Origin of the sequence: Streptomyces sp. x-19, assembly GCF_046549115.1 — a bacterium.
Taxonomy (GTDB): domain Bacteria; phylum Actinomycetota; class Actinomycetes; order Streptomycetales; family Streptomycetaceae; genus Streptomyces; species Streptomyces albulus_C.
The window spans coordinates 160808-184068 of sequence record NZ_JAJPWK010000013.1 but is presented as its reverse complement, the minus strand read 5'-3'; the positions used below and the strand labels follow the sequence as shown (position 1 = coordinate 184068).

Below are 23261 nucleotides of genomic sequence, written 5' to 3'. Positions count from 1 at the left end.
ATGTGATCTGAGTCACATGCCCCTCTGTTGTCGTGGGCCGCGGGGTCGCCCCGGCCGGCGCTCACCGCCCCGACGGGGGCTCCTTGCTCAGCTGCGGCGGGATCGGGGACGTCGCCTGGGACTGCGGCGACGACGGGTTGTTGAGCGCCGACGGGGCGGCGACGGCGGTCGACGGATCGACCGGCGCGTCCTCTTCCTCCTCGGCCGCCGGGCGCGCCGCGAGGTGGATGCCGGCCGCGTCCAGCGCGTGCTTGATGCGCCAGCGCAACTCCCGCTCCACGCCTGCCGCCTTGCCCGGCATGGTCTTGGCCGAGACGCCGACCGTGACGGTGTCCAGCGACACCTCGCTCAGCCCCAGCACCTCCACCGGCTCCCACAGCAGTTCGTTCCACGGCTCGGACTTGGACATCGCCTCACCGGCGTCGGTGATCACCTCGCGGGCCCGCTCCAAATCCTGGTCCGCGGCGATCAGCACGTCGACGGAGGCGGTGGACCAGCCCTGGCTGAGGTTGCCGATCCGCTTGACCTCGCCGTTGCGGATGTACCAGATCGCGCCGTTGGCGCCGCGCAGCTTGGTGACCCGCAGGCCGACCTCGATGACCGTGCCGGTGGCCACGCCCGCGTCGATCTCGTCGCCGACGCCGTACTGGTCCTCCAGGATCATGAAGACGCCGGAGAGGAAGTCGGTCACGAGGTTGCGGGCGCCGAAGCCGATCGCGACGCCGGCCACGCCCGCACTGGCCAGCAGCGGCGCCAGGTTGATCTGGAGGACCGAGAGCACCGTCATCGCGGCCGTTCCCATGATCAGGAAGGAGGCGACGCTGCGCAGCACCGAGCCGATCGCCTCCGAGCGCTGCCGCCGCCGCTCGGCGTTGACCAGCAGCCCGCCCAGTGCGGTGTGCTGCGCCGCGGACGCGGTGCGGTTCATCCGCTCGATGAGCTTGGTGATGGTGCGGCGTATCACGTGCCGCAGGACCACCGCGATCACGATGATCAAGATGATCTGGAGCGCGGACGTCAGCCACGTCCCCCAGTTCGCCTGAATCCAGTCGGCGGCGTTCGTGGCCTTCTGGGTGGCCTCGTCGAGGGAGGTCGGACCGGAGGAGCCGGACGCGGCGGTGCGCGGTGGCGCGGCGGCGGCCGTCAGGGCGGACCAGTACACAGCGGAACCTTCCGTGAGGGACAGCAGGCCCGGCCCGCTCAGGGACCCGAGGAAGCCGGGCAGATCTACCACACTAACGGGGCAACGCGGGCGGACCGCGCCTGTGTTCGATCGCGCGGCGCCCGGGACGGCCGGAATGAGCCGGATCTGGAGGGATCTGCGGCGCTGTGGTGGAAAACACCTCCGGCCCGTTACCTGGTCATGGTGGCGCGCCGACCAGGCACCGGGGGACACTGTGGGGAGATCGTCCCGGCGCGAGCCACGCGCCGCCGGCGTACAAGGAGGCACCCGTGCCGCACGTCCTGGTCCTCAATGCGTCGTACGAGCCGCTCGGCGTCGTACCGCTCCGCCGCGCGCTCGTCCTCGTCCTCAATGAGAAGGCCGTCAGCCTTGAGGAATCCGGCGCCCTGATGCACAGCGCGACCCATGTCATACCCGCTCCGAGCGTGGTCCGCTTGAAGCGTTTCGTGAGGGTCCCCTTTCGGGGGCCCGTCCCCTTGACCCGCCGGGCGCTGTTCGCCCGGGACGGCGGGCGTTGCATGTACTGCGGTGGCGTCGCAACCAGCGTCGACCACGTCATCCCGCGCAGCCGCGGCGGCCAGCACACCTGGGAGAACGTCGTCGCCGCCTGTCGTCGCTGCAACCACGTCAAGGCCGACCGGCACGTCGCCGAGATCGGTTGGCGGTTGCGCCATCAGCCCGCCCCGCCGTCCGGCCTCGCCTGGCGGATCATCGGGACGGGGCATAGGGACCCGCGCTGGCTGCCCTACTTGCAGCCGTACGGCGCGGATGACGCCTTGGCCCGGATCGATGCCGTATCGGCGTAGATCCGGGCTTCTGCGTCTGTTGAGGCGGCGGTTTCGGTGTGGCGGGGGCTCCTCGGAGCCCCCGCCACGGCGTGTCACCGGCCGCGCACCGCGTACGCCTCGACGCCCCACAGCGAGTAGCCGAACCGCGTCGCCCGCTCGTCGCCCTGGATGCGGACGTAGCGGGCGTCCGCGGCGTCCATCCGGATCGCCTCCCGGCCGCCCTTGCCGTGGCGGACCGTGGCGGCGGTGCGCCAGGTGCGGCCGTCCGCCGAGACCTGGACGCGGTACGCGGCCGCGTGGGCGGCCTGCCAGTGCAGGACGACCAGGCCCAGCCGGGTCGGCGCGGGCAGCGCGAACTGCCACCAGGCGGCGTCCTCGGCGGGGGAGGACCAGCGGGTCTTCGGGTCGCCGTCGGTGGCCGCCGAGGCCGGGAAGTCGTCCGTCTCGTCGCCGGAGGACGTGGCCGCCGCGCCGCGCGCCAGGTCGGGGCCGCCGGTGGGCGGGAACACCCGGAGGGTCAGCTGCCGCTCCTGCCCGGCGAAGGCGACCGTGAGCCGGTACGTCCCGGACGGGGTGTCCTCGGGAACGTCCACGTCCAGCGGGACGAGCGCGGTGCCGCCGCGCGGGGCGGTCACCTCCCGGGGCGCGTGGACGGCGAAGCCCTTGGGCGCGGTGACCTTCAGCGGGCCGTGCACCGCGCCGGGGCGGCGGGAGGAGAGCAGGGCCTGCACCGTGGTGCGGCCGCCGGTCTGCGCTTCGGCCTGGGTGCGGGAGAGCTCCAGGCCGGCCCGCGGGCCGTCGTCGTACCACGGGGTGAGGGCCTGCACGGACGGCTTCGGGGCGTTGTCGCCCCAGGTCAGGCGGATCGCGTCGGCGCGCAGCCCGTCGGTGCGGGTCTCCGTCCAGCCGGTCGCGGACAGCGGGCCGAGCCGCTGCCAGCCGGCCCCCGGCACGTGGGCTTCGAGGGAGACCGCGCCGGACGCCGGGCCCGGTGCGGTGAGCGCGGTGACCGCGGTCAGCGGCCGGACCCGGGGGAAGGGCACGGTCAGTGACGTCCGGCCGTCGCCGCGGTCCGGTGTCGGGGCGCCGCCGTGCGCCCCGGTCCAGGCGTCCGCCTCGGTCATCGCCCGGTCCAGGAACGGCCCCAGGACGCCCTTGCCGACCGTCACCGGGCTCCCGTCGAGTTCCGTGCGCAGCCGCCGCACGGTGCGCTGCGCCGCCCAGGCCGCGTCGCCGTCGTCCCGGGCCTGCGCCAGCAGGGTGTCCACGGCCTGCGCCCCGGCGGTGCCGAAGCGGGCCAACTGCTCGGCCCACGGGCCGACTTCGGCCCGCAGGTCGGAGGTGAGGCCCTTGGGCGCGCTGCTCATGGCGCCGAACGCGGTCCGCAGTGCCCGCGCGGCCTTGGCGTAGTCCTCGTCGGTGCCGGGCCGGCCGTGGTTGAGGGCGGCCGCGCGGGCCTGCCAGAAGCGGTCGATCAACGGCGTGAGGTAGCCCGACTCCTCGCGGTTGAGCAGCGAGGACGCGGCGTTGCCGGCCAGCGTGCGCAGGGCCGCGCGCGCCGTGGGATCGCCGCCGGCGAGGTCGTCGATGGCGGCCTCCCAGGACTGCGCGGGCCGGTAGTCGCGCGGGTTCCAGGCGTAGTCGGCGGCGGTGAACAGCGGGATCCGGGACGCCAGCGGCTGCTCCATGGCGTTGGCGAGCAGTGCCGCCGAGCCGGTGGCGACGGCCGGTTCGCGGCCCGTGTAGGGGCCGAGGAAGATCCGGTCCTGTGCGTAGTCGTTGACCGGGTAGTTGTCCATGGTGACCAGCGGGTGGCCGAACGCCTCGCGGGCGGCGGACAGTTCGCCGCCGGTGATGGTCCGAGGAACCACCCCGACGCCCGTCCAGGCCACCTCCACCCGGTCGTTGAGCGCCGCCGCCAGCGCACTGCGGTAGGCGGTCGCGCCGTCCTGGTAGAACTCGGTCGGCATCAGGGACAGCGGGGCGGCGCCGGGGTGCCGCTCGGCGAGGTGCCGGGCCAGCGCGTTGGCGACGCCCGCCTGGGCCTTGGCGGCGGCCTGCGGCCCGGTCCCGAAGGTCTCCGCGTCGGCGGCGCAGTGCCATTCGCTGTAGCTGACGTCCTGGAACTGGAGCTGGAAGGACCGCACGCCCAGCGCCCACATCGCGTCCACCTTGCGGCGCAGCGCCCGCAGGTCGTCCGCCGAGGACAGGCACATCGCCTGGCCGGGCGCCACCGCCCAGCCGAGCGTGACGTGGTTGGCGCGGGCCCGCTCGGCCAGTGCCCGGAAGTCGGCGCGCTGCGCGGCCGGGTAGGGGTCGCGCCACCGCGCCTGCCGGTAGGGGTCGTCCCCGGGCGCGTAGAGGTACTGGTTCTGCTTGGTGCGGCCCATGAAGTCCAGCTGGGCCAGGCGCTGCGGCTGGCTCCACGGCTGTCCGTAGAAGCCCTCGGTGGTGCCGCGGACGCCGGTGGCCGGCCAGTCCCGGACGGTCACCGAGGCCAGCTGCCGCGCGCCGGTCTCGCCGGCGGGGGCGTCGGTGACGAGCTGGCGCAGGGTCTGGGCGGCGTGGAAGAGGCCGTCCGGGCCGACGCCGTCCAGTGCGACGGTGTCCCGGTCGGCGACCTGGCCCACGGCCAGGCGGTAGCCGCCGGACGGCAGGTCGCCGCGGGGCGGCACCCGCAGCGCCCGCAGGGCGTCGTCGGCGGGCGCCCCGCCGACCAGCAGCACCGGCCCGTCCGCGGGTGGCCGCTCGCCGGGCGCGATCTGCCGGACGGTGCGCACCCCGGCGTCCCGCAGCAGTCCGCGCAGCACGTCGAGGGCGTACGGGTCGGTGTCCGGCGCGGCCACCAGCGCCGCCGTCGGGCCGAGCGGGACGGCCGCGCCGAGCTGCCGCATCGACTGCGGGCGCGGCCAGACCGCGGGCGGCGCAGCGGCGTCGGCGGGGCGGTCGGGCCGGTCGGGGGTGCCCGCCGCGGGGCCGGTCGGGGTCGCGTGGGCGGCCGGTGCGCCGCCGAGCAGCCCTCCTATGACGGCCGCGGCCAGTGCGGTGGTCCCGGCCAGTCGCGCCCGGCTGCCACCCCTGCCCGTACCGGCCCTACCGCCCCACACGCCCCGGACTCGCACGGTCGCTCCTCGTCCCCGTCTCTCGCGCTCACCGGCTCCCGCCGGTTCCCCCTGTGGCCCGCCGCCCGGCCGCCGCGTCGCCACCGCGCGCCCGGGCCCGCCCGGTCGACGGGGGCCGCGGTGCGGGTGGGTGGTCGTGGTGCGTGGCGCGGCACCGCGGGTTCCGTCACCCTCGGTGCCCGTTCGGACAGACCTTCGGCCGTGAGCCCACCATTGTGCCGGAGAGGGTGTCAACCGGGCCCGTGCCGCGCTCCTGGACATCCGTCGGGGCGGCCCTTCCACCACCCGTCATCATGACCCGAACATGACATGCCCGTACCGCAGGAATTGCGTCCCGAGGCGGCGTCGTCCGGCGTTCTGTGCGCCGCACGGCGCTCCCCGCCGCGAAATCGCCGGCGCAGCCCCTACTGTGACGTGAGTCACGTTTACTGGGTAGAGACGTCTGCTCTCGTGTCGACTGGGTAGGGCAGACGTGTCCCACTACCGATGAACGGGAGGCCCCTCGTGGCCGCATCCGCTCAACTGCTCCTCGACGCGCTCGCCGCGAAACCCTGCGGCGAGCCCGGGCTCTTCGACGGGGTGTCCGGCCCCGACTCCGGCCTGGAGGGCTCCGGCTCGTTCAGCTTCGCCGAGCCGCCGCTCACCAGCGAGCCCCCGCTCGCCGACAGCGCCCCGCTCACCAGCGAGGTCCCCATCTCCGCCGAACTCCCGCTGACCAGCGAGCCGACGGCCACCGGACTGGGCACGGAGTCGATGGAGGTCTGAGCGCCATGGGCCGCGCCCGGCTCGCCCGGCTCCACGGCATCGCCACCTCCTACGAGCCCGCGCCGGGCCGCACCGTCCACGTCTCCGACGACACCGTCGTCGCGGTGCTCGCCGCACTCGGCGTCGACGCCTCCACCCCCGAGGCCGTCCGCACCGCCCTCGCCGCCCACGAGCGGACCGCCGGCCGGGCCCTGCTGCCCCCCACCGTCACCGCCCGCAGCGGCCGCGCCCCACGCCTGCCCGACCTCCCCGACGGCACCGTCCTGCGCGTCGGCACCGAGGGCGGCGCCGTCCTCGGCGCGGAAGTGCGCGACGGCACCCCGCACGGCGGCACCGAGGACCCGACCGCGCTGGCCCGCCTCCCGCTCGGCGTCCACGACCTCCGCGCCGATGCCCCCGACGGCCGCACCGCCCGCGCCCACCTGATCGTCGCCCCCGACGCGGTGCCCGCCCCGCCCGGCCGTAGCCACGGCTTCCTGGTCCAGCTCTACTCCCTGCTCTCCCGGCACTCCTGGGGCATGGGGGACCTCGGTGACCTCGCCGACCTCGCCGCCTGGTCCGGACGCGCCCTGGGCACCGGCTTCGTCCAGCTCAACCCGCTGCACGCGGCGGTCCCCGGGGCGCCCACCGACCCGTCCCCCTACCGGCCCTCCTCCCGGCGCTTCCCCGACCCCGTCCACCTGCGCATCGAGCAGGTCCCCGAGTACGCCCTGCTGACCGGCGACGCCCGCGTGCGGGCCGACGAACTGGCCGTCCGGGCCCGCACGTTGCGCGAGGACGTTCTCGACCGCGGCGGACTGATCGACCGGGACGCCGTCTGGGCCCTCAAGCGGGAGGCCCTGGAACTCCTCGCCGCCGTCCCGCTCAGTCCCGGCCGGCGCGCCGCCTACTGCGAGTTCCTCGCCGAACAGGGCCGGGACCTGGACGACCACGCCACCTGGTGCGCGCTCGCCGAGCGGCACGGCCCCGACTGGCGCGGCTGGCCGGCCGGACTGCGCGACCCCCGCTCCCCGCAGACCGCCCGGATCCGCCACGACCTGCTGGACCGGATCGACTTCCACTGCCGGCTCGCCTGGTTCACCGACCAGCAGTTGGCCGCCGCCCAACGGGCCGCCGGGGAGGCCGGCATGGCCATCGGACTCGTCCACGACCTCGCCGTCGGCGTCCACCCCTCCGGCGCGGACACCTGGGCCCAACAGGACGCCTTCGCCGCCGGGATGTCCATCGGGGCGCCCCCGGACGCCTTCAACTCCCGGGGCCAGGACTGGGGTCTGCCGCCCTGGCGCCCGAACGCCCTGGCCGGGTCCGGCTACGCGCCCTACCGCGCCCTGCTGCGCGGTCTGCTCCGGCACGCCGGCGCGCTCCGCATCGACCACGTGATGGGCCTGTTCCGGTTGTGGTGGGTCCCCGAGGGCCGGCCGCCCACCGAGGGCGCCTACGTCCGCTACGACGGCGAGGCGATGCTCTCCGCACTGGCCCTGGAGGCGCACCGGGCCGGCGCCGCGGTGATCGGCGAGGACCTGGGCACCGTCGAGCCCGGCGTCCGCGAGGCGCTCGCGGAACGGGGCGTCCTGGGCACCTCGGTCCTGTGGTTCGAGCGTGCCTACGACAACGGCAACGGCGAGGGCGAGGGCGAGGGCGGCGCCGCGACGGACGGTGCCGTGGCCGGCGGTGCCGGGGACCCGGCGCCGGCGTCGGAAGGGGCCGTGGCCCCGGCCCGGATCCTGGCCCCCGACGAATGGCGGGCCGGCTGCCTGGCCACCGTCACCACCCACGACCTGCCGCCCACCGCCGCCCGGCTCGCCGGCGACGACGTCGCGCTGCGCGCCCGCCTCGGCCTGCTCGCCGGCCCGCCCGAGCGTGAGCGCTCCCGGGCCGCCCACGAACTGCGCGAATGGCTCGGCGCGCTCACCCGCCACGGGCTGCTGCCCAAGGGTGTCCGCGACGAGGAGGCGGTGGTCCGGGCCGTCCACCGCTTCCTGCTGCGCACCCCGGCCCGGATGGTCGGCATCTGGCTCCCGGACGCGGTGGGCGACCGCCGCCCGCAGAACCTCCCCGGGACCTGGGACGAGTACCCCAACTGGCGCCTGCCCATCGCCGGCCCCGACGGCCGCCCGCACACCCTCGAAGAACTGGCCGCCTCGCCCCGCCTGCACGCGCTGATGCGGGAGCTGGCCACCGCCGCGTCCTGAGCCGGCGCGCACCGCGGCGCCGGTCCGGCCTGCCCGGACGTCGCTAGCCCCACCCCGGACGCGCGGGGCCGAGCGCCGTCCGCTACGTTGAACGGGTGAGCAACAAGGTCAAGAACACCGCCCTGCGCGCCGGAACCATCACCGCCGGCACCGCGCTGATGCTGCTGATGTCGTCCCCCGCGTTTGCGCTCACCCGCGACGACGGTGACGACCCGGGTCCGGGCCTGAACGTGATCCAGACGCTCGGCCTCTACGTCGTGACGCCCATCGTGCTCTTCCTCATCATCGCCGGGCTCGTCGTGATGACCGACAAGTCCCGCAAGCAGGCCAAGTCCAAGGGCTGACTCCAGTCCCGTGCGGGCCGCGCGCCCGCATCCGCGACGCCTTCACGAGGGGCGCCCACCGGTTCTTCCCGGACCGGTGGGCGCCCCTTTGCGTTGTCCGGCAAGGGTCACGAAAAACCGGACATGGGGCTCCAGTTGCGGACTTTCCGGGTGATTCACCCCTTGGGGAAGTGTTTAACCGGGCCGTACCTACGATGGCGTAACCTACGGGGCCGTAAGTCCAAACCTACGGAGCCGTAGGTCCGTCGTCCCCTGGAGTTCCCTCGTGACCATCGCCCCCGACCGCCTCGACGGAGCGCGCGGCCAGGCCGCCTGGACCGACGCCCGGCTGCTGTACGCCCTCGAAGAGGTCGTCGAGAAGGAGCTGAACCGGCACCTGAAGGTCGCCAAGGAATGGATGCCGCACGAGTACGTGCCGTGGAGCGACGGGCGGAACTTCGACGGGGTGCTGGACGGCGAGGCGTGGGCCCCCGACCAGTCCAAGGTGACCTCGATCGGCCGCACCGCGCTGGTGGTCAACCTCCTCACCGAGGACAACCTCCCCAGCTACCACCACGAGATCGCCACCCTCTTCGGGCGGGACGGGGCGTGGGGCACCTGGGTCCACCGCTGGACGGCGGAGGAGGGTCGGCACGGCATCGTGATGCGCGACTACCTCCTCACCAGTCGCGCCGTCGACCCGGTCGAGCTGGAGCGGTTCCGGATGGCCCACATGTCCGCCGGGTTCGAGTCCGACAACGCGCACAGCATGCTGCACTCGGTGGCCTACGTCGCCTTCCAGGAGCTGGCCACCCGGATCTCGCACCGCAACACCGGCCGGCACTCCGGCGACCCGGTGTGCGACCAGATGCTGGCCCGGATCGCCAACGACGAGAACCTCCACATGGTCTTCTACCGCAACCTCCTCGGTGCGGCCTTCGAGCTGGCCCCCGACCGGACGATGTGCGCCGTGCGGGACGTGGTCACCGGCTTCCGGATGCCCGGCCACGGCATGCCCGGCTTCGAGCGGGCCGCCGTGCAGATGGCCCTCGGCGGGATCTACAACCTGCGGATCCACCACGACGACGTGCTCCAGCCGGTGCTGCGCCACCTGAAGGTCCTGGAGCGCGGCGGGCTGGGCCCGGAGGGGCTCGCCGCCCAGGAGGAGCTCGGGGCGTTCCTGGAGGGCCTGGACGGGCAGGCGCGCCGCTTCGACGAGCGGCAGGCCGCGATCCTGGCCCGTCGGGCGGCCCGCGGCTGAGTACCGCTTCGACCGTTCCTTTCAGTTTCTCTGAAAGGAACGGTCTGAATTATTCGATGGACCTGATGGTTAGGTGACTGCCACGGTGGATCCGTATCCACCATCGAGGGAGAGGGAACCGTGGCAGTCCTGGAGCGGGCCCGCGCACACCGCACACCGTCCACACAGGCCGTGGGGCTGACCCTGGCCCTGACGGCGACCGTCGTCTGGTCCGGCAACTTCGTCATCGCCCGGGCCCTGCATGACACCGTGCCGCCCGTCCAGACCGCGTTCTGGCGCTGGATCATCGCCCTGCTGGCGGTCGCCCCGTTCGCCCTGGGGCAGGTCCGCCGGGAGTGGCCGGTGATCCGCCGGCACCTCGGATTCCTGTCCCTGGCCGCCCTGTTGGGCGTCACGCTCTTCAACACCCTCATCTACACGGCCGGGAAGAGCACCTCCGCCACCAACATGGCGATGATCGCGGCGGCTTCGCCGATGATGATCGCCCTCTTCGACCTGATCGGCGGCCGGCGCGGCGGTCGCGAACCGCTGGGCGCCCGCCGCGCCGCGGGCATGGTGCTCGCCCTGCTGGGCGTGGTCACCCTGGTCGGCAAGGGCTCACCCACCGCGGTGCTGCACCTGGACTTCGCCGGCGGCGACCTGTGGATGCTCGCCGCCGCCGTCACCTTCGCCGGCTACAGCGCACTGCTGCGCCGCCGCCCCGAGGGGATCGGCGGGCTCTCGTTCCTGTTCATGACGTTCGCACTGGGCGCCGCGATGCTGCTGCCCGCCTACGCCGTCTCCCTCGGCGTCGAGGGCGGCTTCCCGCTCACCGCCGGCACGGCCGGACCGCTGCTCTACATCGGCGTGTGCTCCTCCGCCGTCGCCTACTTCACCTGGAACAAGGCGATCGCCCTGGTCGGCGCCGCGCGCGCCGGGGTCGTCTACTACCTCCAGCCGGTCTGCGTGGCGCTGCTCTCGCTGGCCGTCCTGGGAGAGGGCATCACCGCGGTGCAGGTGCTCTGCATGGCGCTGATCGTCGCCGGGGTGGCCCTGGGGGCGGCGGGCAGCAGACGGTGACCGGACCGGCCGCGCCGGGTGCGTACGCTGCCCGCATGGCCGACTGGGACATCAAGAAGCTGCGCATCCTGCGCACCCTGGAGGAATTGGGCACGGTCACCGCGACCGCCGAGGCGCTGCACATGACGCCCTCGGCGGTTTCGCAGCAGCTGACCGGGCTCGCCAAGTCCCTCGGGGTGACGCTCCTGGAGGCGCACGGCCGGCGGGTCCGGCTCACCGGCGCCGCCCAACTGGTGCTGCGGCACGCCGAGGCGGTCTTCGCGCAGCTGGAACGGGCCGACGCGGACCTGCTCGGCTACCTCCAGGGCGAGGCCGGCACGGTGCGGGTCGGGGCGTTCTCCACCGCCATCCCGGCCCTGGTGGTGCCGGCCGTCCAGGAGCTGCGCCGCACCCACCCGGGCCTGGCCGTGACCGTGCGGGAGGCGGAGGCGGAGGCCGCGTACGAGCTGCTGGCCGAGGGCAGCGTCGACCTGGCGCTGTCGCTGGCCGCACACGCGCCCACCCCGCGCGACCCGAAGTTCAGCCGGGTCTCGCTGCTCGCCGACCCGCTGGACGTGGCACTGCCGGCCGGCCACCCGTTGGCCGCCGAGCCGGGGCTGCGGCTGGCCGACCTGGCCGGCGAACCGTGGATCTTCGGCAGCAGCGGCCCGTGGTCCCAGATCACCACCACCGCCTGTGAGAACGCCGGCTTCGTCCCGGAGCAGGCGCACTCCGCCGCCGACTGGAGCGCGATCTGGGCGATGGTCGCCGCCGGGATGGGCGTGGCCCTGGTGCCCAGGATGGCGATGGCCGGCGGCCTGCGGGCCCCCGGGCGCGGCAGCGGGGTCGCGCTGCGGGTGCTCCACGCCGACCAGCCGCGCCGCCACGTGGTCGCCGCCGCCCGGCGCGGCTCCGAAGGGGCGCCCGGGCTCGCCCGGGTGCTGGCCGCGCTGCGGCAGGCGGCCGCCGCGCAGGCGGCCGTGGGGCGCACCGGCGGCGAGTGACCCCGGCGTTGCGGGTCGGCCGCCGGCCCGAGCGGACCGAAAGCGTCCGCTCAACCGCGACCTTTCAGTGCTGCTGAAGATATTCCTCACGAACTTTCGATGGACCTGTCGGGTGTTCTGCTGCGACGGTGGACCGGTCCCCAGCACCGCACACAGGAGCAGAAGGGAAACGCATGTCCGCCACCCCGGCCGCCGATTCCACCGATCCGCACGCCAACGACGCCCAGCCGTACTCCGGCGGCGACCCGTACGCCGACTACCGCGGCGGTGACTTCTCCTTCACGTCGCTCGTCGACCTGGCCGACCGCCGCTTCGGCGCCGGTGTGATCGCCGCCAACGACGAGTTCTTCGCCGAGCGGGAGAACCTGCTGAAGTCGAACCCGGCGGTCTTCGACCCCGAGCACTTCGGCCACAAGGGCAAGATCATGGACGGCTGGGAGACCCGGCGCCGCCGGGGCGCCGACGGCGACCACCCCTTCCCCACCGAGGACGAGCACGACTGGGCGCTGATCCGCCTCGCCGCCCCCGGCGTGATCCGCGGCGTCATCGTCGACACCGCCCACTTCCGCGGCAACTACCCGCAGCAGGTCACCGTCGAGGCCACCGCGCTGCCCGGCAGCCCCAGCCCCGAGGACCTGCTCGCCGACGGCGTGAAGTGGGAGGAGCTCGTACCCCGCACCCCCGTGCGCGGCCACGCGGCCAACGGCTTCGAGGTCACCACCGAGCGCCGCTTCACCCACCTCCGCCTCAAGCAGCACCCCGACGGCGGCATAGCCCGCCTCCGGGTCTACGGCGAGGTCGTCCCGGACCCGGAGTGGCTGGACGTCCTGGGCACCCTGGACCTGGCCTCGGTGATGCACGGCGGCACCGTCGAGGACGCGTCGGACCGCTTCTACTCCTCGCCCACCCAGATCATCCAGCCCGACCTGTCGCGCAAGATGGACGACGGCTGGGAGAACCGCCGCCGCCGGGTCCGCGGCACCAACGACTGGGTGCGCTTCAAGCTCGCCGCGCAGGGCGAGGTCCGCGCCGTCGAGATCGACACCGCCTACCTCAAGGGCAACTCGGCCGGCTGGGCCCGGCTCTCCGCCTGCGACGGCAACCCGGACGACGCCTCCTCGTGGTTCGAGGTGCTGCCCAAGACCAAGCTCCAGCCCGACACCCCGCACCGCTTCGTGCTGCCCCGCCGGGTCACCGCCACCCACGTCCGCCTGGACGTCTACCCCGACGGCGGCCTGGCCCGGATGCGGGTGCACGGCGACCTCACCGAGGCCGGCCGGGCCGAACTGGTCCGCCGCTTCGACGAGCTGAGCGGCTGATCCGCCCGTCCCGCCGGGCCCCGTAGGAGGGGGACGGGGCCCGGCGGTCCGCCCCGCGCGCGCCGCGCGGCGGGGCCACTCGACCCGCCCGGCGGACGATCACGCTCCTGACGCCCGTCCGCCGGGCGATTCCACCTCGCGGGCCCGGGCCCGCAGCAAGGGGCGTGGGGCGCGCGCCCCCCCCCCCCCGGGGGGGGGGGCCCCCCCCCCCGCCCCCCCCGGGGGGGGCGGGGGGGGCGCCCCCGGCCCCCCCCCCCCCCCCCCCCCCCCCCCCCCGGCGCCCCCCCCCCCCCCCCCCGGGGGCGCCCCCCCCCCCCCCCCCGGGCGCGGCCCCCCCGCCCCTTCTCGTACCGCGCCGGTCAGGCGCCGGCGGCCGCGTCCGCCGCCCGGGCCTTCAGCGCCCGCTCGACGCCGGCCCGCGACTCGGTCACCAGGCGCCGCAGCGCCGGGCTCGGGTCGACCTGCGCCAGCCAGGCGTCGGTGGCGTCCAGGGTCTCCTGGGAAACCTGGAGGGCCGGGTAGTGGCCCACCACGATCTGCTGCGCCATCTCGTGGCTGCGGCTGTCCCACACATCCTTGACCGCCGCGAAGTACTGCGCGGTGTACGGCGCCAGCAGCTCCCGCTGGTCGGGCTGGACGAAGCCGGCGATGACGGCCTCCTGCACGGCGTTGGGGAGCGCGTCGGACTCCACCACCGAGGCCCAGGCCGCGGCCTTCGCCTCCGCGGTCGGCCGGGCGGCGCGTGCCGTCGCCGCGTGCCGCTCGCCCGCGGACGTCGCGTCCCGCGCCAGCTCGGCCGCGATCTCCGCCTCGTCGGCCCGGCCGGTGGCCGCCAGCCGCTCCAGCAGCGCCCAGCGCAGCTCGGTGTCCACGGCGAGCCCGGACAGCTCCTGGGTGCCGTCCAGCAGGCCCTGCAGGAGGTCCAGCTGCGCGTCGGTGCGGGCCGCCGCGGCGAACGCCCGGGCCCACGCCAACTGGTGGTCGCTGCCGGGCTCGGCGGCCCGCAGGTGCGTCAGCGCCGCCTCGGTCCAGGTCGCCAGGCCGCTCTCGCGCCACTCCGGTGCCGCGTACAGGTCCAGCGCCAGCTTCACCTGGCGGTGCAGCGACTGGACCACGCCGATGTCGGTCTCCTTGCCGATGCCGGAGAGCACCAGCGCCAGGTAGTCCCGGGCCGGCAGTTCGCCGTCCCGGGTCATGTCCCAGGCCGAGGCCCACGACAGCGCCCGCGGCAGCGACTCGGTGAAGTCCCCGAGGTGCGCGGTGACGGCCTTCAGCGACTGCTCGTCCATCCGCACCTTGGCGTAGGACAGGTCGCCGTCGTTGAGCAGGATCACGTCCGGCCGGCGGAAGCCCGCCGGGAACGGCACCTCGGTCCGCTCGCCGTCCACGTCCAGCTCGACGCCGCCGGTGCGGACCAGCTTGCCGTCCGTCAGGTCGTAGTAGCCGATCCCGATCCGGTGCGGCCGCAGCACCGGCTCGCCGGTCGCCCCGGCCGGCAGCGCCGGCGCCTCCTGGCGCACCGCGAAGGCGGTGACGGTGCCGTCCTCGGCCACCTCGATCTCGGGCCGCAGCACGTTGATGCCGGCCGTCTCCAGCCACTTCTTCGACCAGGTGGCGAGGTCCCGGCCGCTGGTCTTCTCCAGCGCGCCCAGCAGGTCGCTCAGCCGGGTGTTGCCGTAGGCGTGCGCCTTGAAGTACGCCTGCACGCCCTTGAAGAACTCGTCCATGCCGACGTAGGCCACCAGCTGCTTGAGGACGCTGGCGCCCTTGGCGTAGGTGATGCCGTCGAAGTTGACCAGGACGTCGTCCAGGTCATGGATCTCCGCCATGATCGGGTGGGTGGACGGCAGTTGGTCCTGCCGGTACGCCCAGGTCTTCATGGAGTTGGCGAACGTGGTCCAGGAGTGCGGCCACTTGCTGCCGGGCGCGTACGCCTGGCAGGCGATCGAGGTGTAGGTGGCGAACGACTCGTTCAGCCACAGGTCGTTCCACCACTCCATGGTGACCAGGTCGCCGAACCACATGTGCGCCAGCTCGTGCAGGATCGTCTCGGCACGCACCTCGTAGGCCGCGTCCGTCACCTTCGAGCGGAAGATGTACTGGTCGCGGATGGTGACCGCACCGGCGTTCTCCATCGCCCCGGCGTTGAACTCCGGCACGAAGAGCTGGTCGTACTTGGCGAACGGGTAGTCGTAGGCGAACTTCTCCTGGAACCAGTCGAAGCCCTGCCGGGTGACCGCGAAGATCTCCTCCGCGTCCAGGTGCTCGGCCAGCGACGGCCGGCAGTAGATCCCCAGCGGCACCGACCGGCCGTCGGCGCCCTCCCAGGTGCTGTGCACGCTGTGGTACGGCCCGACGATCAGGGCCGTGATGTAGGTGGAGATCCGCGGCGTGGGCGCGAACCGCCAGACCGTGCCGTCCGCGCCCGCCGGCTCCGGCGTCGGCGAGTTCGAGACCACCGTCCAGCCCTGCGGCGCCGTCACGGTGAACTGGAAGGTGGCCTTCAAGTCCGGCTGCTCGAAACTGGCGAACACCCGGCGGGCGTCCGGCACCTCGAACTGCGTGTAGAGGTAGGTCTGCTGGTCCACCGGGTCGACGAACCGGTGCAGCCCCTCACCGCTGTTGGTGTACGCGCAGTCGGCGACCACCGTCAGCTCGTTGCGGCCCTGCCGCAGCCCGGACAGCGCGATCCGCGAGTCCTCGAACACCGTCGCCGCGTCGAGCGCCGTGCCGTTCAGCACCACCTCGTGCACGGTCGGCGCGACCAGGTCGATGAACGACGCCGCGCCGTCCTCGCCGGCGACGTCGAACCGCACCGTCGTCACCGACCGGAACGTGCCGCTCCCCTCCTGTGCCCCGCTCAGGTCCAGCTCGATCGCGTACGCGTCCACGGTCAGCAGGCGCGCGCGCTCCTGGGCCTCTTCCCGGGTCAGATTCGTACCAGGCACCCGTCCCTCTCCTTCACGATCGGTCATATCGCAGCGTCCGGCCATCCTTCCACGGCGCCGCCGCGGCCAGGACGACGTCCGGATCCCGCCAGCGGCCCGGCCGCGGAGCGCCGAACCTGTCTGCATGACGACGTACGCACCGCTTCCGATCCCGGCCGCCACCCTCACCGAGCTGCGCGGCACCGACGACGCCGGCCGCCCCATGGAGCCGTACACCGCCCGCGCGGACGGGGCGCCGGTGGACTGCGTGGGCAGCCCGCTGCGCTGCTGCCTGCGGGCCATCGAGGAGGGCGAGCGGGTCGCCCTGGTCTCCTACGCGCCGCTGCGCCGCTGGGCCGCGGAGACCGGCGCCGCCCCGGGGGCCTACGACGAGCAGGGACCGGTCTTCATCCACGCCCAACCGTGCCCGGGGCCGGACCCGGCCGCCGACCCGTACCCGCACGCCCACGCCGGGGCCCTGCGGACCCTGCGGCGCTACGACCGGCAGGGCCGGATCGCCGGCGGGCGGTACTTCGAGATCCCCGAGGACGCCGGAGCCGGCTTCGAGGCGGCCTTCGACGAGGCGTTCGCCGACCCCGAGGTGGCGGCCGTCCACGTCCGGGCGCTGGAGTACGGCTGCTTCCTGTACGAGGTGCGCCGCCCCTGACCCGGCGGGGCGCCGCAACGGCCGCGGTGCGCGCCGTGGGCGGGCGGGTCAGCCGCGCAGCTCGGCGGCGACCAGCTCGGCGATCTGGACGGCGTTCAGCGCCGCGCCCTTGCGGAGGTTGTCGTTGGTGACGAACAGCGCGAGGCCGTTGTCGACGGTCTCGTCCCGGCGGATCCGGCCCACGAAGGAGGCGTCCTGGCCGGCGGCCTGGAGCGGGGTGGGGACGTCGGAGAGCGCGACGCCCGGGGCGCCGGCCAGCAGTTCCTGGGCGCGCTCGGGGGAGATCGGGCGCGCGAAGCGGGCGTTGACCTGGAGGGAGTGGCCGCTGAAGACGGGGACGCGGACGCAGGTGCCGGACACCTTCAGCTCCGGGATGTCCAGGATCTTGCGGCTCTCGTTGCGGAGCTTCTGCTCCTCGTCGGTCTCGTTCAGCCCGTCGTCGACGATCGAGCCGGCCATCGGCAGGACGTTGAAGGCGATCGGGCGGACGTAGGTCTCCGGGTTCGGGAACTCCACCGCGGCACCGTCGTGCGTCAGCTTGGTGGCGTCCTGCTCGACGACCTTGCGGGTCTGCCCGTCCAGCTCGGCGACGCCGGCCAGGCCGCTGCCGGAGACCGCCTGGTAGGTGGCGACGACCAGGGAGACCAGTTGGGCCTCCTCGTGCAGCGGGCGCAGCACCGGCATGGCGGCCATGGTCGTGCAGTTCGGGTTGGCGATGATGCCCTTGGGCCGGTCGGTGATGGCCTGCGGGTTGACCTCGGAGACCACCAGCGGCACCTGCGGGTCGCGGCGCCAGGCCGAGGAGTTGTCGATCACGACCGGGCCGGCCGCGGCGACCTTCTCCGCCAGCGCCTTGGACGTGGTGCCACCGGCCGAGAAGAGGACGATGTCCAGACCGGAGTAGTCCGCGGTGGCCGCGTCCTCGACCGTGATCTCGGTGTCCTGCCAGGGCAGCGTCCGTCCGGCGGACCGGGCCGAAGCGAACAGCCGCAGCTGCTCGACAGGGAAGTTGCGCTCGGCGAGAATGCGCCGCATCACGCCGCCGACCTGTCCGGTCGCTCCGACGATTCCGATCCTCATGGGACTCCTTCTTTCTGACCTGGCCCGCTGGCCTGGCTCCGGGTGTCTGCTGGAACACCTGCTCAGTGGCGCTCCCATCATGTGTGTGAGACCCGTCGCCTTGTCCAATCCATTCCAATAGATGGAGAAGCGGACCGCACGGTTGCGCACGGAGCGTGCCCGGCGATTGCGGAACGTCACCCTCCGTGATGATGTGGTCAGCGCGGGAGGACCACCACGTACCGCGTCGGCTCCCGGTCCGCCGCCGCCATCAGTGCCGTGCGCACCACCGTGGCCTGCTGCTCCGGGGCCTCCCGAAGGGTCCGTGGCCGGCAGCGGACGAGGGTGATGCCCAGCCGCTCCAGGTGCTCGCGGTGCTCGTCCGTCTCGGCGCCGGCGGGGCCGTGGTCGGACGGGCGCGGGGTGCGGGCGTCGATCTCCACGGCCACCCCGTACTCCGGCCAGTACGCGTCCGCCCCGCCCAGGTACGGGCCGCCCGGCAGCCGCAGGTCGACGTTCCACAGCGGGTCGGGCAGTCCGTAGGCGTGCACCAGGTCGTAGAGCCGCTGCTCGGCCAGGGCCCGCCCCTCGGCCATCAGGGCGTCGACCGCGTCCACCACGTGCGGCCGGGTCAGCAGCCGGGCCCGGCTCAGCTCCCGCACCACCGCGGCGGCCTCGCAGTGCCCGCCGCGCACCGCCTCGGTCAGCAGCCGGCGCACCAGGGTCCCGTCGGTGAGGCCGGCCACCGCGTCCGCCAGCGCCCGCGGGACCGGGGCGGTGGGCACCCCGGTGACGTCCTGCGGGTCCGGCAGGTCCGCGCCCCGGAGGATGTCGGCGAAGCCCACCGAGCGCAGCCGCCGGGTGCGCGCCACCAGCACCTCGATGCGGTCCAGGGACAGCAGCGGAGGGGCGGCGGCGAAGCCGTGCAGGGCGAGCGCCGCCAGCCCGGTGATCATCGGGTCCCGGGCGGCCTCCGCGCTCGGCGGCTGGGTCGGCACGGACGGGCCGCGGTGGCGGGCGTAGAGCAGCGCGGCGTGCAGCCGCTCCTCGCTGGTGGGCGGGCCCTGGTGCAGCAGGTGCACGCCGGGCAGCAACTGCTGCCAGGGCCCGCCCGGCCGGCAGCGCTCGGCGATCTCGGCCGGCGGCACGCCGTGCGCCCGGAGCTGATGGGTGGTCAGCACCGGGCAGTGGCCGTCCGCGAGGTGGTGGAGGGGGAGCGGGGAGAGCGGGGCGTCGTGGTTCATGCCCGGCAGATTCCCGGTCCCGCTCCACCCCCTAACCGCTGTTACCCGCCTGTGGCACAAGCGGGACAATCCCGCCCTCAAGTACGGGCGTTCGACGGCCGATTGGGGCTGGTCCGGCGCCGGGTTACGGCCTGGGTCCGGCCGCCTCGTCACAAGCCTGTGCACGCAGCGCCCGCGCCAGGTCGTCCTGCTCCTCGCGCACCAGTCGGCGCAGCGCCGGCGCGGCCTCGGCGTGCTCGGCCAGCCAGGCGTCCGCGGCGTCCAGCGCGGCCCGGTCCACCTGCCAGGACGGGAACAGCCCGCGCACCACCGACATCCCGATCTCGATGGACCGCTCCCGCCAGATCCGCTCGATCGCCGCGAAGTAGTGCGGCCCGTACGGCACCAGCAGCTCCCGCTGCGACGGCTGCGCGAAGCCGCTGATGGTCGCCTCGACCAGGGCGTTGGAGAGCGCGTCGGAGTCGATCACGTCCGCCCAGGCCGCCGCCTTGACCTCGGCCGAGGGGCGGGCGGCCAGGCAGCGCACCTGGTGCCGCTTGCCGGAGGCGGTGTCGTCGCGGGCCAGTTCGGCGTCGATCGCCGCGGCGTCGGCGACCCCGTGCGCGGCCAGTGGCAGCAGGAACGCCCAGCGCAGTTCCTGGTCGACCGCCAGCCCGTCGATCTTCGCGGTGCCGTCCAGCAGCCCCTGGAGCAGTTGGAGGTCGGCCGCGGTGGTGGCCACCGCGGCGAAGTGCCGGGCCCAGCTCAGCTGGTGGCCGCTGCCCGGTTCGGCCAGCCGCAGTTCGCGCAGCGCGTTCTCGGCCAGCTCGCGGGTGGCCCGTTCGCGGTACTCGGGCGCGACGTAGTGCTCCAGTGCCGCCTCCGCCTGGCCGAGCACCGACTGGAGCACCCCGATGACGGCCTCCGCCCCGGCGAACCGCCGTACCAGGTCCAGGAAGTCGCGGGCCGGCATCAGTCCGTCCCGGGTCAGCCCCCACACCGCGGCCCAGCACAGCGCCCGCGCCAACGGGTCCGTCAGGTCGCCGAGCCGGGCCCGCAGGGTGGCCAGCGACCCCTCGTCGAAGCGCGTCTTGCAGTACGTCAGGTCCTCGTCGTTGACCAGGACCAGCTCCGGCCGTTCGATCCCGGCCAGCTCCGGCACCGCGGTCCGCGGCCCGGCCACGTCCACCTCGGCGCGGGCGTAGCGCACCAGCGCCGAGTCCGCGTCGAGGCGGCGGTACAGGCCCACCGCGACCCGGTGCGGCCGCAGCTCCGGGTGGCTCTCCGACGCCTCCTGGAGGATGCTCAGCTCGGTGATCCGGTCCTGCGCGTCGTAGGTGACCTGCGGGGTGAGGGAGTTGACGCCGGCCGTCTGCAGCCAGGCGCGCGACCAGGCCGCCAGGTCCCGCCCGGAGGTCTCCTCCAGCACCGCCAACAGGTCCGCGAGGCGGGTGTTGCCGTAGGCGTGCCGCTTGAAGTAGCGCCGGGCGCCCTCCAGGAACGCGTCCTGGCCGACGTACGCCACCAGCTGCTTGAGGACGCTGGCGCCCTTGGCGTAGGTGATGCCGTCGAAGTTGAGCTTGGCGTCCTCCAGGTCCCGGATGTCGGCGGTGATCGGGTGGGTGGAGGGGAGCTGGTCGGCCCGGTACGCCCAGGACTTGCGGCGGTTGGCGAAGGTGATCCAGCCGTCCGTGAAGCGGGTCGCGCCGACCTGCGCGAAGCTGCCCATGAAGTCCGCGAAGGACTCCTTCAGCCACAGGTCGTCCCACCAGTCCATGGTGACCAGGTCGCCGAACCACATGTGCGCCATCTCGTGCAGGAGGACGTTGGCGCGCCGCTCGTAGGACGCCTCGGTGACCTTGCCGCGGAAGATGAACTCCTCGCGGAAGGTGACGCAGCCGGGGTTCTCCATCGCGCCGAGGTTGTACTCCGGCACGAACGCCTGGTCGTACTTCCCGAACGGGTACGGGAAGTCGAAGTGGTCGTGGAAGAAGTCCAGGCCCTGCTTGGTGACGGCGAAGACGTCGTCCGCGTCGAAGTGCCGGGCCAGCCCCTTGCGGCACAGCGCGCCCAGCGGGACCGTCAGCTCGGTGCCGTCCTCGAAGGTGCGGCGGTAGGTGTCGGTGACGTAGTGGTACGGACCGGCGACCACGGCGGTGATGTACGTCGAGATCGGCTTGGTCGTCGCGAAGCGGTGCCGGCCCGCCTCGGCGGGGCCCTCCTGGGCGCCGTTGCTGAGCACCAGCCACCCCTCGGGCGCGGTCACCTCGAAGGTGAACGGGGCCTTCAGGTCGGGCTGTTCGAAGGTGGCGAAGACCCGGCGCGCGTCGGCGGGCTCGTACTGGGTGTAGAGGTAGACCTCGCCGTCCTCGGGGTCGACGAAGCGGTGCAGCCCCTCGCCGGTCCGGCTGTAGGCGCACTGCGCGTCGACGACCAGGGTGTTCTCGGCGGCCAGGTCGGCCAGCGCGATCCGGGTGCCGTCGAAGACCGCGGACGCGTCCAGCTCCCGGCCGTTGAGGGTGACCGAGCTGACCGAGGGCGCCAGGAGGTCCGCGAAGCTCGTGGCGCCGGGCTCGGCGCAGCGGAAGCGGATCGTCGTACGGGAGCGGTACGTGGCCGCGTCCGCGCCTCGGGCGACCGCTGAGCGGACGTCCAGCGCCACGTCGTACCCCTCGACCGTCAGCAGCCGGCCCCGCTCACGTGCCTCTTCCCGGGACAGATTCTCACCTGGCACCGCGTGCCTCCCTCACCCTCGTCTCGGATATCGAACACCGGGAATCATGGCACGCGCGCCGTCGGTTGAAGCGTCCACGGAACAACGTCGTTGACGCTCTCAAGAGGAGACCCCGTGTCCGAGACCGTGAAGACCCCGGCAGACTTCTGGTTCGACCCGCTCTGCCCCTGGGCGTGGCTGACCTCCCGTTGGATGCTGGAGGTCGAGCAGCTCCGCCCGGTCCAGGTGCGCTGGCACGTGATGAGCCTGGCCGTGCTGAACGAGAACAAACTCGACGAACTCCCCGCCCAGTACGCGGAGAACATGCGCCCGGGCGGCAAGGCGTGGGGCCCGGTCCGCGTGGTGATCGCCGCGCAGCAGCTCTACGGAGACGAGGTCGTCGGCCGGCTCTACACCGCGCTCGGCAACCGTTTCCACACCGCCGGCGAGGGCGTCACGCGCGAGTCCCTCGCGGCCGGCATCGCCGACGCCGGCCTGCCCGCGGATCTGATCGACTACGCCGACAAGGACGTCTACGACGCCGAGCTGCGCGCCTCCCACAAGGAGGGCATCGACCTGGTCGGCCAGGAGGTCGGTACTCCGGTGATCGCGGTGCCCGGCGCGGACGGCGAGCAGATCGCCTTCTTCGGGCCGGTCGTCACGCCCGCGCCCAAGGGCGAGCAGGCGGCCAGGCTCTGGGACGGCACGCTGCTGGTGGCGTCCACCCCCGGCTTCTTCGAGATCAAGCGGACCCGCACCGAGGCGCCGTCCTTCGACTGAGCGTCGGGCCGCCGCCGTCCCGCCCCGCACGCACGAAGCCCCGCGAGTCACGTCCTCGCGGGGCTTCGCTCTGTTCCGTCCGCCGGGTGAAAGGTGAGAAGACGATCACGAGGCAGGACGTCCGGGCCGGCTACCGGGTCACGGCGCCAGCAGCAGGTTGTTCGCGCGCTCCTTGGCGGCCGTGTAGCGCTTGGCCACGTCCTGCCAGTTCACGACGTTCCACATGGCCTCGATGAAGTCCACCTTCTGGTTCTTGTACTGGAGGTAGAAGGCGTGCTCCCAGGCGTCGAAGACCAGGATCGGTACGGAGCCCTGGCCGACGTTGCCCTGGTGGTCGTAGATCTGCTCGACGATGAGGCGGCCGGTCACCGGCTCGTAGGCCAGCACGCCCCAGCCGGAGCCCTGGGTGGTCGCCGACGCCTTGGACAGCTGCGCCTTGAACTTGGCGAACGAGCCGAAGCTCTCGGCGATGGCGTCGGCCAGCTCGCCCACGCCGTCCTTGTCCAGCGGCTCGCCGCCGCCGTCACCGGTCATGTTGTGCCAGTAGATGCTGTGCAGGATGTGACCGGAGAGGTGGAACGCGAGGTTCTTCTCCAGGCCGTTGATGGTGCCCCACTGGTCCTTGTCGCGCGCCTCGGCGAGCTGCTCCAGGGTGTCGTTGGCGCCCTTCACGTACGCCGCGTGGTGCTTGTCGTGGTGCAGCTCGATGATCTCCGGGCTGATGACCGGGGCCAGCTCCGAGTAGTCGTAGGGGAGTTCCGGAAGTGTGTAGGTCGCCATGCCGACCACGCCTCCAAGCTGCGTAAACGCCGTAGTTGCAATCAATGTGCAAGAGCACGCTACCAGCAGGAGTGATCACGGGCCCGGCGTGTCGGGCGTCCTGGTTCCAAAGACGGA

General features: G+C 73.6%; 17 protein-coding genes. 10 read left to right on the top strand and 7 right to left on the bottom strand.

Annotated elements, in window-relative coordinates; all coding sequences use genetic code 11:
• Positions 1–61: 61 nt before the first annotated feature.
• Positions 62–1162, bottom strand: a complete 1101-nt coding sequence (locus ACLJT4_RS26670) for a mechanosensitive ion channel family protein (RefSeq protein WP_411125868.1) — start codon at positions 1160–1162, stop codon at positions 62–64.
• A 290-nt stretch (positions 1163–1452) separates the two neighbouring features.
• Here ACLJT4_RS26670 and ACLJT4_RS26665 point away from each other — a divergent pair, with 290 nt between their 5' ends.
• The gene (locus ACLJT4_RS26665) at positions 1453–1989 is read left to right on the top strand and encodes an HNH endonuclease (protein WP_016575977.1); all 537 of its coding nucleotides are present in this window, start codon (positions 1453–1455) and stop codon (positions 1987–1989) included.
• Positions 1990–2063: 74 nt separating this feature from the next.
• Here ACLJT4_RS26665 and ACLJT4_RS26660 read toward each other — a convergent pair whose 3' ends face one another.
• Positions 2064–5030 carry a beta-N-acetylglucosaminidase domain-containing protein gene (locus tag ACLJT4_RS26660; RefSeq protein ID WP_411125953.1) on the bottom strand — a complete coding sequence of 989 codons (2967 nt, stop codon included), beginning with the start codon at positions 5028–5030 and terminating at the stop codon, positions 2064–2066.
• 567 nt (positions 5031–5597) lie between these two features.
• On the opposite strand from ACLJT4_RS26660, the gene ACLJT4_RS26655 reads away from it, so the two are divergent.
• The 7 genes from ACLJT4_RS26655 (at position 5598) to alc (ending at position 12995) form a co-directional block, all read left to right on the top strand.
• Positions 5598–5858, top strand: coding sequence for a hypothetical protein (locus ACLJT4_RS26655; RefSeq protein ID WP_016576256.1), 261 nt, complete (start codon positions 5598–5600; stop codon positions 5856–5858).
• Between the two features lie 5 nt (positions 5859–5863).
• Positions 5864–8050, top strand: coding sequence for a 4-alpha-glucanotransferase (gene malQ, locus ACLJT4_RS26650; RefSeq protein ID WP_411125866.1), 2187 nt, complete (start codon positions 5864–5866; stop codon positions 8048–8050).
• Between the two features lie 95 nt (positions 8051–8145).
• Complete coding sequence (locus ACLJT4_RS26645; protein WP_044375279.1) at positions 8146–8394, top strand: hypothetical protein; 249 nt, start codon at positions 8146–8148, stop codon at positions 8392–8394.
• Between the two features lie 265 nt (positions 8395–8659).
• Positions 8660–9634, top strand: coding sequence for an acyl-ACP desaturase (locus ACLJT4_RS26640; protein WP_016576197.1), 975 nt, complete (start codon positions 8660–8662; stop codon positions 9632–9634).
• 120 nt (positions 9635–9754) lie between these two features.
• On the top strand, positions 9755–10693 hold the full coding sequence (locus tag ACLJT4_RS26635; RefSeq protein ID WP_411125863.1) for a DMT family transporter: 939 nt from the start codon (positions 9755–9757) through the stop codon (positions 10691–10693).
• Positions 10694–10728: 35 nt separating this feature from the next.
• The gene (locus ACLJT4_RS26630; protein ID WP_037634632.1) at positions 10729–11676 is read left to right on the top strand and encodes a LysR family transcriptional regulator; all 948 of its coding nucleotides are present in this window, start codon (positions 10729–10731) and stop codon (positions 11674–11676) included.
• Between the two features lie 173 nt (positions 11677–11849).
• A complete protein-coding gene (gene alc, locus ACLJT4_RS26625; protein ID WP_411125861.1) occupies positions 11850–12995 on the top strand; it encodes an allantoicase in 1146 nt (381 codons plus the stop codon).
• 359 nt (positions 12996–13354) lie between these two features.
• Here the strand turns inward: alc and pepN (ACLJT4_RS26620) are convergent, their stop codons facing one another.
• A complete protein-coding gene (gene pepN, locus ACLJT4_RS26620; protein ID WP_411125859.1) occupies positions 13355–15943 on the bottom strand; it encodes an aminopeptidase N in 2589 nt (862 codons plus the stop codon).
• 124 nt (positions 15944–16067) lie between these two features.
• Between pepN (ACLJT4_RS26620) and ACLJT4_RS26615 the strand changes: the two genes are divergently transcribed.
• Positions 16068–16589: a DUF1203 domain-containing protein gene (locus ACLJT4_RS26615; RefSeq protein ID WP_382662808.1), complete on the top strand. Its 522-nt coding sequence runs from the start codon at positions 16068–16070 to the stop codon at positions 16587–16589.
• 48 nt (positions 16590–16637) lie between these two features.
• On the opposite strand, the gene ACLJT4_RS26610 is transcribed toward ACLJT4_RS26615, so the two are convergent.
• From ACLJT4_RS26610 to pepN (ACLJT4_RS26600), 3 genes are all read right to left on the bottom strand, one after another.
• The gene (locus ACLJT4_RS26610) at positions 16638–17669 is read right to left on the bottom strand and encodes an aspartate-semialdehyde dehydrogenase (protein WP_411125856.1); all 1032 of its coding nucleotides are present in this window, start codon (positions 17667–17669) and stop codon (positions 16638–16640) included.
• A 197-nt stretch (positions 17670–17866) separates the two neighbouring features.
• A complete protein-coding gene (locus ACLJT4_RS26605) occupies positions 17867–18892 on the bottom strand; it encodes a hypothetical protein (RefSeq protein ID WP_411125854.1) in 1026 nt (341 codons plus the stop codon).
• 124 nt (positions 18893–19016) lie between these two features.
• On the bottom strand, positions 19017–21605 hold the full coding sequence (pepN, locus tag ACLJT4_RS26600) for an aminopeptidase N (RefSeq protein WP_411125852.1): 2589 nt from the start codon (positions 21603–21605) through the stop codon (positions 19017–19019).
• Positions 21606–21719: 114 nt separating this feature from the next.
• Between pepN (ACLJT4_RS26600) and ACLJT4_RS26595 the strand changes: the two genes are divergently transcribed.
• Positions 21720–22364 (top strand): DsbA family protein, encoded by a 645-nt coding sequence (locus ACLJT4_RS26595; protein WP_411125849.1) that lies wholly within the window; start codon positions 21720–21722, stop codon positions 22362–22364.
• Between the two features lie 138 nt (positions 22365–22502).
• Here ACLJT4_RS26595 and ACLJT4_RS26590 read toward each other — a convergent pair whose 3' ends face one another.
• A complete protein-coding gene (locus ACLJT4_RS26590; protein ID WP_016573757.1) occupies positions 22503–23144 on the bottom strand; it encodes a superoxide dismutase in 642 nt (213 codons plus the stop codon).
• Positions 23145–23261: the final 117 nt, after the last annotated feature.

What these genes read in the sequence shown, in the direction of transcription:
- malQ (WP_411125866.1), top strand. Translation starts at nt 5,864, where the DNA reads ATGGGCCGCGCCCGGCTCGCCCGGCTCCACGGCATCGCCACCTCCTAC.
- ACLJT4_RS26630 (WP_037634632.1), top strand. Translation starts at nt 10,729, where the DNA reads ATGGCCGACTGGGACATCAAGAAGCTGCGCATCCTGCGCACCCTGGAG.
- alc (WP_411125861.1), top strand. Translation starts at nt 11,850, where the DNA reads ATGTCCGCCACCCCGGCCGCCGATTCCACCGATCCGCACGCCAACGAC.
- ACLJT4_RS26615 (WP_382662808.1), top strand. Translation starts at nt 16,068, where the DNA reads ATGACGACGTACGCACCGCTTCCGATCCCGGCCGCCACCCTCACCGAG.
- ACLJT4_RS26610 (WP_411125856.1), bottom strand. Translation starts at nt 17,669, where the DNA reads ATGAGGATCGGAATCGTCGGAGCGACCGGACAGGTCGGCGGCGTGATG.
- ACLJT4_RS26605 (WP_411125854.1), bottom strand. Translation starts at nt 18,892, where the DNA reads ATGAACCACGACGCCCCGCTCTCCCCGCTCCCCCTCCACCACCTCGCG.
- ACLJT4_RS26590 (WP_016573757.1), bottom strand. Translation starts at nt 23,144, where the DNA reads ATGGCGACCTACACACTTCCGGAACTCCCCTACGACTACTCGGAGCTG.